This window comes from Streptomyces sp. NPDC016851, from assembly GCF_055562795.1.
On record NZ_JBVHEP010000021.1, the window covers coordinates 57605 to 70857 of the forward strand.

Consider the following 13253-nt stretch of genomic DNA (forward strand, 5'->3'; position numbering starts at 1 on the left):
CGGAAAGCGATGCCCAGGTGGGCACCGCAATACGCCTCTTTACGCCTTGCTGCGCGACTCAGCGGCGTCCAGATCGGCCGACTCGTCCGCGTTGTCCGGAATTTCCTTGGCCGCCCTGGCCTTCGCCTCCTCGGCGGCGCGCTCCACCTTCTCCGGCGTAACGAATCGATAACCGACGTTCCGGACGGTGCCGATCAGCGACTCGTGCTCGGGTCCGAGCTTGGCGCGCAGCCGCCGTACGTGCACGTCGACCGTGCGCGTACCGCCGAAGTAGTCGTAGCCCCAGACCTCCTGGAGCAGCTGGGCGCGCGTGAAGACGCGGCCGGGGTGCTGCGCGAGGTACTTCAGGAGCTCGAACTCCTTGAAGGTGAGGTCGAGGACCCGGCCCTTGAGCTTGGCGGAGTACGTCGCCTCGTCGACCGACAGGTCGCCGTTGCGGATCTCCATCGGGGAGTCGTCGCTGACGATCTGCTGGCGGCCCATGGCCAGGCGCAGGCGCGCCTCGACCTCCGCCGGTCCGGCGGTGTCCAGCAGGACGTCGTCGATGCCCCAGTCGGCGGTGACGGCCGCGAGACCGCCCTCCGTGACGACGAGGACGAGTGGGCAGCCGGGCCCGGTCGAGCGCAGCAGCTGGCACAGGCTGCGGACCTGCGGCAGATCGCGGCGGCCGTCGACGAGGATGACGTCGGCGCCGGGGGTGTCGACGAGGGCGGGGCCCTCCGCGGGGGCCACTCGCACGTTGTGCAGGAGCAGACCGAGGGCGGGGAGCACCTCCGTCGACGGCTGGAGGGCGTTGGTCAGGAGCAGCAGAGAACTCATACGTCTGGTTCCTCCTCGGTCCCTGCGAGGACGTTTGTTGGCACAGCACAGCTCTGCGATCCCGAAGGCCCCGTACACCTGCGGTTTCCCGCGTCGTATACAACGCTTCCGAAAGCACAAAAGGACCCGGGGGCTACGCTGCCCGAGTCCTCTGCCCAGCAGAATAGCCCACATGAGCACTGGTCCGGCAGGTCATGTGGCGCGTTCCACCGTTCGTCCGCACTCCGAGACGACCCGGGGAACGCCTGTGCGGCCGCAAACGCGGGCCTTTCTGCGCACGTCAGACGGCGTGGCCATCGACGCCGTATACGACCCGGGTGCGGTTGTATACGACACCTCACGATCGCCTGCCGATCACCCCGTGTTCGTCGTCGCCCACGGCTTCACCGGTGCGGTGGACCGTCCGCACGTACGACGGGTGGCGCGGACCTTCGCCCGTTACGGGGCCGTCGTCACGTTCTCCTTCCGGGGCCACGGGGCCTCCGGCGGGCGGTCGACGGTCGGGGACCGGGAGGTGCTGGACCTGGCGGCGGCGGTGGGGTGGGCCCGGGAGCTCGGGCACGCGCGCGTGGGAACGGTGGGCTTCTCCATGGGCGGCTCGGTGGTGCTGCGGCACGCGGCGCTGCACCCACGGCAGACGGACGCGGTGGTGTCGGTGAGCGCGCCGGCCCGCTGGTACTACCGGGGGACGGCCCCGATGCGCCGGCTGCACTGGCTGGTGACGCGCCCGGAGGGCCGGGTGGTGAGCCGCTACGGCCTGCGCACCCGCATCCACCACCGCGACTGGGACCCGGTCCCGCTCTCGCCGGTGGAGGCGGTGCCGAGGATCGCGCCCACGCCCCTGCTGATCGTGCACGGCGACGCCGACGGCTACTTCCCCGTCGACCATCCCCGCATGCTGGCCGCGGCCGCCGCCGACCAGGGCGAACTGTGGCTGGAGCCGGGCATGGGGCATGCCGAGAACGCGGCGAGCGATGAACTGCTGGGCCGGATCGGGGAGTGGGTGGTGGGCCGGGCGGGCTAGCCTGACGGGGTTCACCGACAAGCAGAACGAGGAAGCAGATGCCAAAGGTCACGGTGCGCTACTGGGCCGCCGCCAAGGCCGCGGCCGGGGTGGCCGAGGAGCCGTACGAGGCGGTCACGCTCGCCGAGGCGCTCGACGGGGTACGTGCGCGACACCCCGGCGAGCTGGAGCGCGTGCTGCGGCGGTGCTCGTTCCTCGTGGACGGTGACCCCGTGGGCACCCGCGGACATGAGACGGTACGGCTGGCCGACGGCGGCACGGTCGAGGTGCTCCCGCCGTTCGCAGGAGGGTGACGATGACCGACCAGCCGACCAACCAGCCGTACGAGGGCTACGACGGCTACGACCCCTACGGGCAGCAGGCGTACCCGCAGGGGCAGCAGGGGTACCCGCACGGGCACCAGGGGTACCAGCAGGGGCACCAGGGGTACGACGACCCGTACGCCGGTCAGCAGTACACGCAGCAGTGGCAGGGCCAGACCTGGGAGACGCAGACGCAGTCGCCGGTGTCCGCGCAGGTGACGGCGGCGGAGGAGACGGCGTATCTGCCGCCGCAGGGGCACGGGGCTCCCGCTCCTGCTGCCACCCCTGCTCCCGCCCCTGCTTCCTCCCCTGCTTCCTCCGCCGAGTACGGCCCGGCCACCGTCGCCGGGAACCCTCGGATCACGGACGCGCAGCGGGCGCGGGCGGAGGGCCGGTCGCCGATCATCGAGCCCGGGATGCAGCCGGCCGCGCTGACGGCGCTGCTGGGGCTGCTGCTGGCGGGCGCGGCGGCGGTCGGCACGTACGCGCTGCTGGTGCCGCTCGTCGTCCTCCAGGCCGTCACCGCGGCGGGCTGGTTCCGGCTGAACGGGATGTGGCCGGCGCGGCAGGGCATCGCACTGGGCTTCGCGGGTGCGCTGGCCGCGGACGCGGCGCTGCTCGCGTCGGACCGCTCGCCCTCGGCGATCCTGGGCACGCTCGGGGTGTGGGTGCTGCTGGCGCTGGTGCTCCAGCTGCGGTCGCACGCCGACCCGGACGAGCGGATGTACGGCCTGATGGCGACGGTCGCGGCGTCGGCGCTGGCGATCGTGGCGGGCGGGTACCTCGCGGCCGAGGCGGACGCGGTGACCGTGGGCGCGATCGCGGTGGCGGTCGCGGTCCTGGCCCGCGCCCTGCCGCTGCCGACCCCGGCGTCGGTGGTGGTGGCGCTGCTCGCGGGTGCGGGCGGCGGCGTCGCGGCCGGCTCGCTGACGGGCCTGGGCACGTCGGGGGCCCTCCTGGGCGCGGGCGCGGCAGCCTGCGCCCTCATCGGCCACCGAGTCGCCTCCTACGACTACCCGTCCCGCTTCGTCCACTTCACGGCGGGCGTGGCGCTGCCCCTGTCTGCAGCGGCCCCGGTGGTCTATGTACTCGGGCGGGCCCTGGACTAGCGCCTGACGCCGGATGGTGGGTCGGGGCCGCGCCGGGGGGTGTCCGTCCTCGGAACGGCGCGATGGGGTTGCGTACCGACTCACTCCCTGTTGACGCGCCAACCGCTGCGGGCGGACACCCCCCGACACGTCCCCTTCCGTGCGTCGGCGCCTGCGGGTGCGTCGTGGCTCAGCTGCCGCAGGCCGCCGCGCTGCGGGCCGCTGGTCCCGCCTAGCTGCGGGCAGTCGTGCCGCTTGGGGCGGCACGGGTGGGCGCAGCGGCACCCCGCCACGCCGGGCTGCGGACCCACCCGGCCCGGGCATCGACGCCGAGCGTCCGAGCTGTCACAGATGATCGACAAACCCGGAGCCCCCGCCCCCCACGGAGTTACCCTCACGCAAGGACGGCCGCTCGGTCGTCGAACACCGGACCGCCGTCCAACCGCCTAGGTGGGGGAAACACCGCATGCGCGCACTGCGAATACTGCTGATCGTCGTCGTGATTTTCGGCGGGCTCTTCGTGATCGCCGACCGCGTCGCCGTGAACTTCGCCGAGGGCGAGGCCGCCGACCGCCTGAAGGCCACCGAGAACCTCTCCGCCACCCCGGACGTGTCCATCAAGGGCTTCCCGTTCCTCACCCAGGTCGTCGGCGGCTCCCTGGACGACATCGAGGTCGGCATCACGAACTACGAGGCCGCCGCGGGCAACGGCGCCGAGAAGATCCGTATCGACGACCTCCGGGCCGACATGCGCGGCGTCGAGTTCTCCGGCGACTACAGCTCCGCCACCGCCACCAGCGCCACCGGCACCGCGACCATCGCCTACGACGAGCTGCTGAAGACGGCCAAGTCCGAGCCCACCCAGGTCGCCCCGGGCGTCACCGCCAACGTCGTCGGCCTCTCCGACGGCGGCAACGGCAAGATCAAGGTCACCGTCGAGGCCACCGTCCTCGGCACCAAGCTGCCCGAACCGGTCTCCGTGCTCAGCTCGGTGACGGTGATCGACGGCACCGTGCGGGTGAAGGCCGACGGTCTGCCCAAGTTCGGCGGCGTCGAGATCGCCGAGTCCCGGGTCCGGGCCATCACCGACTTCCAGCAGAAGATCGACGGCCTGCCCGGCGGCATCAAGCTGGACAAGGTCCAGGCCGCGCCGAACGGCGTCGAGATCACGGTGAAGGGTTCCAACGTCCGCCTGGCCGGGTAGGAAAGGCGCCGGACGGACCGGGACCTGGGCTGTCCGGTGGGCGAGACGGTGACGTCCGTAGCTCAGATGTGACGGCGGATACATTCGGGCACAAGCCGTGCCCGACGCCTCCTCGAACCTCCTCGATCCCACATCGTGGATTTTCTCATCTCAGCATGCGACACACCGGTGACACGCGTGCCTGACCGTCCCTACGATCGACGGCATGAAGCGACAGGCGGATCTCACGAAGCGGCGGGCAGTAGACCTGTGCCGCGTCGCCGCCATGCTCTGTCGCACCTTCTGAGCGACCGCGTCGGCCCATGCGCCGACGCGCGCATCCCCGCCGCCCTGCACCAAGGGCACCCGTGCGCCGCCCTCGTCATGGGCGCGCCCCGCAGACCTCGCACGCCCCGCCGTAACTGCCCCGGAGGAGAAAGAGCATGAGCCGCAGCGACGTCCTGGTCGACGCCGACTGGCTCCAGGAGCACCTGGACGACCCGACCATCGCCATCGTCGAGGTGGACGAGGACACGTCCGCCTACGAGAAGAACCACATTCGCAACGCGATCCGCATCGACTGGACCAAGGACCTCCAGGACCCGGTCCGCCGTGACTTCGTCGACCAGGAGGGCTTCGAGAAGCTCCTGTCGGAGAAGGGCATCGCCAACGACCACACCGTGGTCCTGTACGGCGGCAACAACAACTGGTTCGCCTCGTACGCGTACTGGTACTTCAAGCTGTACGGCCACGAGAACGTCAAGCTCCTCGACGGCGGCCGCAAGAAGTGGGAGCTCGACGCCCGCGAGCTGGTCGCCGGCGACGAGGTGCCGGAGCGTCCGAAGACGGACTACAAGGCCAAGGCCCAGGACACGTCCATCCGTGCCTTCCGCGACGACGTCGTCGCCGCCATCGGCTCGCAGAACCTGGTCGACGTGCGGTCCCCCGACGAGTTCTCCGGCAAGCTGCTCGCCCCGGCCCACCTGCCGCAGGAGCAGTCCCAGCGCCCCGGCCACGTGCCGAGCGCCCGCAACATCCCGTGGTCCAAGAACGCCAACGACGACGGCACCTTCAAGTCGGACGAGGAGCTCAAGGAGCTCTACGCCGCGGAGAGCGTCGACCTGGCCAAGGACACCATCGCCTACTGCCGCATCGGTGAGCGCTCCGCGCTGACCTGGTTCGTGCTGCACGAGCTGCTCGGTGTGGAGAACGTCAAGAACTACGACGGCTCCTGGACCGAGTACGGCTCCCTGGTGGGCGTGCCGATCGAGCTCGGCGCCAACAAGTAAGCGAACCGACCGACCTCTCAAGACCTCTCTTCAGGAGTACGACATGTGTGGAGCGAAGGCCGGCGGCCCGGACGCCTCGACGATCAAGCCCGGTGAGACCACCATCCAGGGTCAGGTGACCAAGGACGGCGAGCCCGTGACGGGCTACGTGCGTCTGCTGGACTCGACCGGCGAGTTCACGGCCGAGGTGCCGACCTCGGCGACCGGACAGTTCCGCTTCTACGCGGCCGAGGGCACCTGGACCGTCCGTGCCCTCGTGCCCGGCGCCACCGCCGACCGCACGGTCGTCGCCCAGAAGGGCGGCCTGGCGGAGGTCGCGATCGCCGTCTGACGGCGACAGTGCCACGAAGGGCCGCATCCCACGGGTTGGACGCCTGGGGTGCGGCCCTTCGGCCTGCCCGGACCTACGCTGGTCGTATGTACGCACGACGGCGGCGCACGTACTTCGCGATGATGGGCGGCTGCATCGCCCTCTTCGTCCTGGCCTGGGGCGTCGTACGCCTGTGGTCCATGCCCGTCGCCGTCGGGATGTGCGTCGTCGCCATGGTCATCCCGCCCGTCGCGGCGATGGTCGCGAACCGGCGCGGCCCGGACGACCGCTGGTGGGACGACCCCTCCGGCGACCCCAAGAGCGACGAGTGGTGGGACGAGCTGGACGGCAAGAAGCGCCGGTACTGAACCGACGAGGGGGGAGCGCGACTGTGCGCCTGACGGCGGCGACTCTGGACGCCCCGAACGCCCGTGAGCTGGCCGCCTTCTATCTGCGGCTGCTGCCCGGGTGGCGGGTGTGGCGCGGGGAGGACTGGCAGGACTGGGTGCACATCCGGCCGCCGGACGGCGGTACCGGACTGTCCTTCCAGACCGAGCCCGCCTACCGGCCGCCCGTCTGGCCGAGCACGCCGGACGGACAGCAGATGATGATCCACCTCGACATCGAGGTCGACGACCTGGAAGCCGAGACCGCACGGGCCCTGGCCGAGGGCGCGCGGCTCGCCGAGCACCAGCCGCAGGACGGCGTCCGGGTGCTCCTGGACCCGGTGGGCCACCCCTTCTGCCTGTACACGGAGGCCGCGCAGGCGTCTCAGTAGACGAGCGCCTGGGCGTCCTCCGCCATCGCCTCCTGGACGAAGACCTGGGCGCCGGCGATGCGGACGCCCTCGAGGACGTCCTGCTCCGTGATCTCGCGACGGGCCGCGCACTGCGTGCACAGGGTGACGCGGCCGGCGGCCAGGACCGAGTCGAGCAGGTCGGGGAGCGGGGCCGCGTGCGGCAGCTCGAACTCGGCGGCGCGGCCGGGCAGGGCGAACCAGGCGGACTCGCCGGTCAGCCACAGGGAGACGTCGACGCCGCTCGCCATGGCCACCGCCGCCACCGTGAACGCCTGGGAACACCGCTCGGGGGCATCGGCCCCCGCCGTCACCTTGATCACGAGCTTTTTCGCCATGGCCGAATCGTAATCAACGCGCCTACAACTCCGGGCACTGCCTGAAGGTCTCCTGTGCGCGCGCATACGGAATGCGCGCTTCACGTTCTGTGGGGGGACGTCTTGGAAGTACCCGAAGAAGTGGCCGCCGAGTCCGAGGCCGAGCCCGGGCCCCGTCGCCGTGGGCGGCGTACGGCCGCGCTGATCGGTGCCGCCGCCGTGCTCGGACTGGTGGCCGGCACCTGCGCCGGTTACCTCGTGCAGGTGGACCGCGCGCCCACGAAGCTGCCCCCGCTCGCGCAGCCGTCGCTCGCGCAGGCCACGGGCGACGGCCCCGAGCCGCTGTCGGCCGCGCGGGACAGGCGTGTGAAGACCGACGGCGACCTGCGGAAGCTGCTGCTGAAGAAGCCGCGCGGGGCGCGGGACGCCGGGTATCTGATGGGCGACGAAGGCTGGCTGGACCTCGCGGGCTACGCGGCCTACTACAAGAAGCCGGGCGAGATGTTCGGTGAGCTCGTCAGCAACGAGTTCCGGCGCGCTGCCGTCACCGGCTGGCGGGTCGACGGTTCGTACCAGGTGGAGATCCGCCTGGTGCAGTACCGGCAGGAAGAGGTGCTTACCGCCGTCGACAGGACCGGCAACAGCCAGTACTGGGCCGAGGCCGAGGGCGGCACCGACAGCTGGGCCGTGCCCGGCACCGGGGACGGCCGGGCCTACGTCCATAACCGGCCCGAGACCGAGCCCGGCTACGTGCCGGTGTACACCGCCGAGGCACACGCCTGGCGCGGTGACATCGCCGTGGAGATCTGGCTGACGGACACCAAGCCGATTCCCAAGGCGAAGATCATGAACCTGGCCGAGCGGCAGATGGAGCGGCTGTGAGCGACACATTGGAGCCGGTGGAGCCGGCGGAGTCGACGGCCGTGTCCGAGCCCGTCCCCGAGCCGCAGAAGCAGCCCGTACGCCGTGGCCGTGTCGCCGCCGTCACCGCGTCCGTCCTGCTGGCGGTCACCGTCGCCGGCGGCGCGGGCTACACCGTCGTGGCCGTGAACGGCGCCGACCGGGACGCGGGCGCCCCGGTCTGGACGCTTCCCCGGAACAAGACCAAGGCCGAGGCGGAGGAGAAGGCCGCTCCCACCGGGCTCGCCGGCATGCTCGTGCCGTACGGGGCCCCCGGGGCCAACGGGTGGGGGCGCGGCCCGGACCTCGGTGAGTACGGCTCGGACGCCGCGCTGAGCGGGGAGCAGGCCACGGCCCTGCGCAAGGAGTCCCTGAGCGGCCTGCCGCGCACCCAGCGCAAGCGGCTGGAGAAGGCGGTCGACCGGTTGCGCATCACCGGCATCGCCATGCGCAGCTACCTCAGCACCACCAAGCTCTCCGACGCCTACACCGACGACGCCTACACGGTGCGCGTCGAGCTCGCCCAGATGGAGAACAGGGCCGCAGTCCGGGACGCCTCACGTTTCCGGAGCGCGGTCGTCGACGCCCTGGGCGCCTTCCGCAAGGGTCCGGAGATCAAGGGCCACAAGAACGTCCACTGCTTCCTGCCGCCGAAGGACGCCGACGGGGACCTGGAGACGATGTACTGCTCGGCCCACGTCGGGAACGTCCTGGTCACCGCCGTCGCGGCCGGCGCGGAACCACTCGACACCAAGGGGGCCGCGATGCTGCTGCGCGAGCAGCTCGACCGTATAGCGGAGCCTGGGGAGGCGGTATGACCGAGCAGCAGCAGATCGCCGTTCCGGCCGTGCCCGAGATGCGGCCGGACGTGCCGTCGGGCCCGGTGCGCAAGGACCGCCGGGTCCTGCGGGCCGTCCTGCGCTGGACCGCCGCGGTGGCCGTCTGCGCGGCGGTCGGCGCGGCCACGGCGTTCGGCATCACGCGCATGGACCGGACCGATGTCCCCGGGCTCGCGACGGAGCCGGACGGGCGCTGGGAGTACCCGGTGCTCACCCGCCCGCCGCTGCCCTCCGGCAGTCCGGGCCCCTTCGCCGAGGCGAACACGGCCGGCACGCACCACGCCGACCCGCGTGCCCTCCTCCTGCCCGCTCCGGAGGGCGCCAGGGAGGACAAGGCGCTGCGGGGCTCGGCCGGCTGGGCGGCGAAGAAGGACTTCCTGGCGGAGTACGCCGCGAAGGACGACCGCGAGGAACTCGGGCAGCACCTCACCGACCACGGTCTGCGGCACATCGCCGCCCGCGGCTGGACGATGCCGGATGGCACCCGCACGCGGATCTACCTGCTCAGGTTCGACACCGCGGCCGTCGTCGACGGGCTGCTCGCGCCCTACCTCGCCCCCTACAGCGCGCCGAAGTTTCCCCTGCGCGGCGCCGGGACGTCCGCGAGCGACAAGACGTTCCCCGACGAGGCCGTGGTGGACGACATCGAGAGCGTGGTCTACGACGAGGCCCGGCCGTACGGCGGCGAACAGGTCCGCCACGCCTACCTCGCCGCCGGTGACACCCTCGCGCTGGTCGTGCAGTCCCGGAAGGGCGGTGCGCGGGCCGTGCCCTTCCAGCAGACGGTGACCCTGCAGGGCCAGCTGCTCGGCTGACTCCCGCCCGGGGCTACCTCACAGCAAGGCCCGGGCCCCGGCCGCGTAAGCTGGGCCCGGCCCTGCGCACACATCCGCACCCCGCTCAAGGAGCACCCCGTGGAGCTTTTCTTCGAAATCCTGTTGGTCCTGGTCGCCGTCGGCGTCCTGGCCTTCGCCGGACTGACCGTGAAGAAGCTGTACCAGGGCCAGCGCTGACCCACGTCTAGGAACCTCTCATGATCGAGATCCCGTCCGACCTCCACAAAGACCTCGTCCCGCTCGCCTTCCTGCTCGGCAACTGGGCCGGTGCCGGAGTGCACGACTTCCCCGGCTCGGAGAAGTGCAACTTCGGGCAGGAGGTCGCCTTCACCCACGACGGCCGGGACTTCCTCGAGTACCGATCCCACAGCTGGGTGCTGGACAAGGACGGCAACAAGGTCCGGCCGCTGGAGTCCGAGCACGGCTTCTGGCGGATCGACGCCGAGCGCAAGGTCGAGGTGACGATGACCCGCGACGACGGCGTCATCGAGATCTGGTACGGCGAGCTGGCCGACAAGAAGCCGCAGATCGACCTCGTGACGGACGCGGTGGCCCGCACCGCCGCCTCCCAGCCGTACACCGGCGGCAAGCGGCTCTACGGCTACGTCAAGAGCGATCTGATGTGGGTGGGCGAGAAGCAGACCCCCGAGGTCGAGCTGCGCCCCTACATGTCGGCCCACCTGAAGAAGGTCGTCACCCCGGAGGAAGTCGAGCGCTGGGCGAAGGCCCTGCCCGACGACATGCCGGACGACGGGATCGCTTTCTTCAAGTAGTTCTAGACTGGCCGGTGTGGTGAGCACCGACTGGAAGAGCGATCTGCGGCAGCGCGGCTACCGGCTGACCCCGCAGCGGCAACTCGTGCTCGAAGCCGTGGACACCCTGGAGCACGCGACCCCCGACGACATCCTCGTGGAAGTGAGGAAGACGGCGTCGGGGGTCAACATTTCCACGGTGTACCGGACGCTGGAGCTGCTGGAGGAGCTCGGCCTGGTCAGCCACGCCCATCTGGGGCACGGCGCGCCGACGTACCACCTCGCGGACCGGCACCACCACCTCCACCTGGTCTGCCGTGACTGCCAGAACGTCATCGAGGCGGATGTGGCCGTGGCCGCCGAGTTCACCGCGAAGCTGCGGGAGACGTTCGGCTTCGACACCGACATGAAGCACTTCGCGATCTTCGGCCGGTGCGAGGACTGCACTCTCAAGGCTTCAACTACCGAGTCGTAGGCTTACGCATATGAAGAGCCCCCTGCTGACCCTGCCCGGCGCCGTCCCCGCCGAGGGCGTGGACGAAGGCGTCGCCGCCCACTACGGCGATCTGTTCCGCGAGCAGCGTGCCCTCGCCGACGGCACCGGTTTCGTGGACCTCTCGCACCGGGGGGTCGTCACCGTCACCGGCGAGGACCGGCTCGCCTGGCTGCACCTGCTGCTCACCCAGCACGTCAGCGACCTCCCGGCGGGCCAGGCCACCGAGGCGCTGATCCTCTCCGCGAACGGCCACATCGAGCACGCCCTCTACCTCGTCGACGACGGCGAGACCGTCTGGGCCCATGTGGAGCCGGGCACCCAGGAGGCGCTGATCGCCTACCTGGAGTCGATGAAGTTCTTCTACAGGGTCGAGGTCGCCGACCGGACGGCCGACATCGCGGTGGTGCACCTGCCGGCCGGCTCCATCGCCGAGGTGCCGAAGGGCGTGGCCGTACGGGAGACGCCGTACGGCCGGGACCTGTTCCTGCCCCGCACCGACCTGGAGGCGTACGCCGGGCAGGCCGGGCCGCCCGCCGGGATCCTCGCCTACGAGGCGCTGCGCGTGGAGCAGCACCGGCCCCGGCTCGGCTTCGAGACCGACCACCGCACCATCCCGCACGAGCTGGGCTGGATCGGCTCGGCGGTGCACCTCCAGAAGGGCTGCTACCGGGGCCAGGAGACGGTCGCCCGGGTGCACAACCTGGGCAAGCCGCCGCGCCGGCTGGTCTTCCTGCACCTGGACGGCAGCGAGGTCCACCTGCCGGTGGCCGGCACCGAGCTCCGGCTCGCGGACGACGGTCCCGACGGCCGGAAGATCGGCTTCATCACGACCTCCGTACGCCACCACGAGCTGGGGCCGGTCGCCCTCGCCCTGGTGAAGAGGAACGTGGCCGTGGACGCCCCGCTGGTGGCCGGCGACACGGCCGCGGCCCAGGAAGTCGTCGTCGAGCCGTAAGGCTTGTCGTTCTTTCGGGTCAGATCTCGATCAGCACGGTGAACGGGCCGTCGTTCGTCAGTGATACACGCATCGCCGCTCCGAAGCGGCCCGTGGCCACCGTCGCGCCCAGCGAGCGCAGCTGGGCGACCACCTCGTCGACGAGCGGCTCGGCGACATCGCCGGGGGCGGCCGCGTTCCAGGTGGGGCGGCGGCCCTTGCGGGCATCGCCGTACAGGGTGAACTGGCTGATCACCAGGAGCGGGGCGTCGATGTCGCTGCACGACTTCTCGTCGTGCAGCATGCGGACCGACCAGAGCTTGCGGGCCAGCTGGGCCGCCTTCTCCTTGGTGTCCTCGTGCGTGACGCCGACGAGGACGCACAGCCCCTCGCCCTCGATCGCCCCTACGGTCTCGCCGTCCACGACGACGCTCGCGCCGTCGACCCTCTGCACCACTGCTCGCATACGTCCATCATGCCGGGAGGTGATGTCAGGGCCGCGGGCGGTTCGCGCGTGGCCCGAAAGGGTGGTTTGCACTGGGCGCCAACAGGCCGCGCACGGCCGTATTTTGCTGCTTAACCGCCCATCTGGGGTCTATCGGGGGCACTCGTTCCCATAGCGGCCACTTGGGGTGGCACGATGCTTTCACACACCGGTCGAGGGGACGGTTGAGGCACATGAGCACATCCAGTACCGGACATCCGCTGGGGGCCGTCTGGTCCAGCCACACGGGGGCCGGGGCGGCGGAGTACCACCGGCCGCCCACACAGCGCACCGACAGCCCGCCGCTGCCCTCGGACGCACCCGAACGCGAGCTGGCCGCGCTGAGCCTGCCCGCGCTGCGCACGCTGCGCCGCGAGGCCCAGCGCGACGAAGCCGACCTCAGCTACCTGCGACGGCTGCTCCAGGGGCGGATCGACATCCTGCGGGCGGAGCTGACGCGGCGCACCCCGGTGGGCGCGGCCTCGGTGGCCGGTCCCGCGGAGGCGTCCGTGGTCGAGCGGCTCGCGGAGATCCTGCGGGACGCCCCGGCCCGGCACCGCTCCTCCGCCCGTCATCTGACCCTGGGGACGCCGCAGGGCGAGGAGTACCGGCAGCTGGCCGCGGAGATGCTCGCCGAGGTCGAGCTGTCCGACCTGGACGCCCGGACGGACCTGGAGCTGAACACCGCCATGGGGCGGCTCGTGCGCTACGAGCAGCAGGTCTCCCGGCGGCGGCAGCGGCTCCAGCGCACGGCCGACGAGTGCAGCACGGAGATCGCGCGCCGGTACCGCGAGGGGGAGGCCCAGGTCGACGACCTGCTCGTGTGAGTCGCTCGGGGGTCCGGGGAGGGCCGGTCGGATATTTACGCGACACCGACCGGCCCT

General features: G+C 71.3%; 19 protein-coding genes. 16 read left to right on the forward strand and 3 right to left on the reverse strand.

The genetic code is table 11. The features are described 5' to 3' along the window. Positions 1 to 39: 39 nt before the first annotated feature. The gene (locus tag ACZ3I3_RS29290; protein ID WP_467370007.1) at positions 40 to 819 is read right to left on the reverse strand and encodes a winged helix-turn-helix transcriptional regulator; all 780 of its coding nucleotides are present in this window, start codon (positions 817 to 819) and stop codon (positions 40 to 42) included. Between the two features lie 172 nt (positions 820 to 991). Here ACZ3I3_RS29290 and ACZ3I3_RS29295 point away from each other — a divergent pair, with 172 nt between their 5' ends. From ACZ3I3_RS29295 to ACZ3I3_RS29335, 9 genes are all read left to right on the forward strand, one after another. Beyond that, a complete protein-coding gene (locus tag ACZ3I3_RS29295; protein ID WP_467370009.1) occupies positions 992 to 1843 on the forward strand; it encodes an alpha/beta hydrolase in 852 nt (283 codons plus the stop codon). A gap of 38 nt (positions 1844 to 1881) precedes the next feature. After that, positions 1882 to 2136 (forward strand): MoaD/ThiS family protein, encoded by a 255-nt coding sequence (locus ACZ3I3_RS29300; protein ID WP_391111796.1) that lies wholly within the window; start codon positions 1882 to 1884, stop codon positions 2134 to 2136. A 2-nt stretch (positions 2137 to 2138) separates the two neighbouring features. Then, on the forward strand, positions 2139 to 3254 hold the full coding sequence (locus ACZ3I3_RS29305) for a hypothetical protein (protein WP_467370011.1): 1116 nt from the start codon (positions 2139 to 2141) through the stop codon (positions 3252 to 3254). 445 nt (positions 3255 to 3699) lie between these two features. Continuing rightward, complete coding sequence (locus ACZ3I3_RS29310; protein WP_467370013.1) at positions 3700 to 4437, forward strand: LmeA family phospholipid-binding protein; 738 nt, start codon at positions 3700 to 3702, stop codon at positions 4435 to 4437. A 205-nt stretch (positions 4438 to 4642) separates the two neighbouring features. Further along, on the forward strand, positions 4643 to 4723 hold the full coding sequence (locus tag ACZ3I3_RS29315; RefSeq protein WP_350310325.1) for a putative leader peptide: 81 nt from the start codon (positions 4643 to 4645) through the stop codon (positions 4721 to 4723). A gap of 136 nt (positions 4724 to 4859) precedes the next feature. Beyond that, complete coding sequence (locus ACZ3I3_RS29320) at positions 4860 to 5705, forward strand: sulfurtransferase (protein WP_307176040.1); 846 nt, start codon at positions 4860 to 4862, stop codon at positions 5703 to 5705. A 43-nt stretch (positions 5706 to 5748) separates the two neighbouring features. After that, a complete protein-coding gene (locus ACZ3I3_RS29325; RefSeq protein ID WP_010036201.1) occupies positions 5749 to 6036 on the forward strand; it encodes a DUF1416 domain-containing protein in 288 nt (95 codons plus the stop codon). An 86-nt stretch (positions 6037 to 6122) separates the two neighbouring features. Further along, positions 6123 to 6383 (forward strand): DUF3099 domain-containing protein, encoded by a 261-nt coding sequence (locus ACZ3I3_RS29330; RefSeq protein ID WP_356927801.1) that lies wholly within the window; start codon positions 6123 to 6125, stop codon positions 6381 to 6383. A gap of 23 nt (positions 6384 to 6406) precedes the next feature. Next, positions 6407 to 6793, forward strand: coding sequence for a VOC family protein (locus ACZ3I3_RS29335; protein WP_467370017.1), 387 nt, complete (start codon positions 6407 to 6409; stop codon positions 6791 to 6793). Here ACZ3I3_RS29335 and ACZ3I3_RS29340 read toward each other — a convergent pair. After that, positions 6787 to 7149 (reverse strand): DsrE family protein, encoded by a 363-nt coding sequence (locus tag ACZ3I3_RS29340; RefSeq protein WP_467370018.1) that lies wholly within the window; start codon positions 7147 to 7149, stop codon positions 6787 to 6789. The two genes, ACZ3I3_RS29335 and ACZ3I3_RS29340, sit on opposite strands and share 7 nt — an antisense overlap. A gap of 102 nt (positions 7150 to 7251) precedes the next feature. On the opposite strand from ACZ3I3_RS29340, the gene ACZ3I3_RS29345 reads away from it, so the two are divergent. The 6 genes from ACZ3I3_RS29345 to ygfZ all read left to right on the forward strand — a co-directional run bounded on the left by ACZ3I3_RS29345 (position 7252) and on the right by ygfZ (position 11906). Next, positions 7252 to 8010, forward strand: a complete 759-nt coding sequence (locus ACZ3I3_RS29345) for a hypothetical protein (RefSeq protein ID WP_467370020.1) — start codon at positions 7252 to 7254, stop codon at positions 8008 to 8010. Then, on the forward strand, positions 8007 to 8846 hold the full coding sequence (locus ACZ3I3_RS29350; protein ID WP_467370022.1) for a hypothetical protein: 840 nt from the start codon (positions 8007 to 8009) through the stop codon (positions 8844 to 8846). The genes ACZ3I3_RS29345 and ACZ3I3_RS29350 overlap by 4 nt, the downstream gene beginning before the upstream one ends. Then, on the forward strand, positions 8843 to 9682 hold the full coding sequence (locus tag ACZ3I3_RS29355; protein ID WP_467370024.1) for a hypothetical protein: 840 nt from the start codon (positions 8843 to 8845) through the stop codon (positions 9680 to 9682). The genes ACZ3I3_RS29350 and ACZ3I3_RS29355 overlap by 4 nt, the downstream gene beginning before the upstream one ends. Positions 9683 to 9900: 218 nt before the next feature. Next, positions 9901 to 10476 (forward strand): heme-binding beta-barrel domain-containing protein, encoded by a 576-nt coding sequence (locus tag ACZ3I3_RS29360; RefSeq protein ID WP_010036187.1) that lies wholly within the window; start codon positions 9901 to 9903, stop codon positions 10474 to 10476. Positions 10477 to 10492: 16 nt separating this feature from the next. Then, on the forward strand, positions 10493 to 10930 hold the full coding sequence (locus ACZ3I3_RS29365) for a Fur family transcriptional regulator (RefSeq protein ID WP_086602096.1): 438 nt from the start codon (positions 10493 to 10495) through the stop codon (positions 10928 to 10930). 10 nt (positions 10931 to 10940) lie between these two features. Then, positions 10941 to 11906: a CAF17-like 4Fe-4S cluster assembly/insertion protein YgfZ gene (gene ygfZ / locus ACZ3I3_RS29370; protein WP_467370026.1), complete on the forward strand. Its 966-nt coding sequence runs from the start codon at positions 10941 to 10943 to the stop codon at positions 11904 to 11906. 19 nt (positions 11907 to 11925) lie between these two features. Here the strand turns inward: ygfZ and dtd are convergent, their stop codons facing one another. Further along, positions 11926 to 12351, reverse strand: a complete 426-nt coding sequence (dtd, locus tag ACZ3I3_RS29375) for a D-aminoacyl-tRNA deacylase (protein ID WP_010036184.1) — start codon at positions 12349 to 12351, stop codon at positions 11926 to 11928. 212 nt (positions 12352 to 12563) lie between these two features. On the opposite strand from dtd, the gene ACZ3I3_RS29380 reads away from it, so the two are divergent. Then, complete coding sequence (locus tag ACZ3I3_RS29380; RefSeq protein WP_467370028.1) at positions 12564 to 13196, forward strand: RsiG family protein; 633 nt, start codon at positions 12564 to 12566, stop codon at positions 13194 to 13196. The last annotated feature ends 57 nt before the right edge of the window (positions 13197 to 13253 follow it).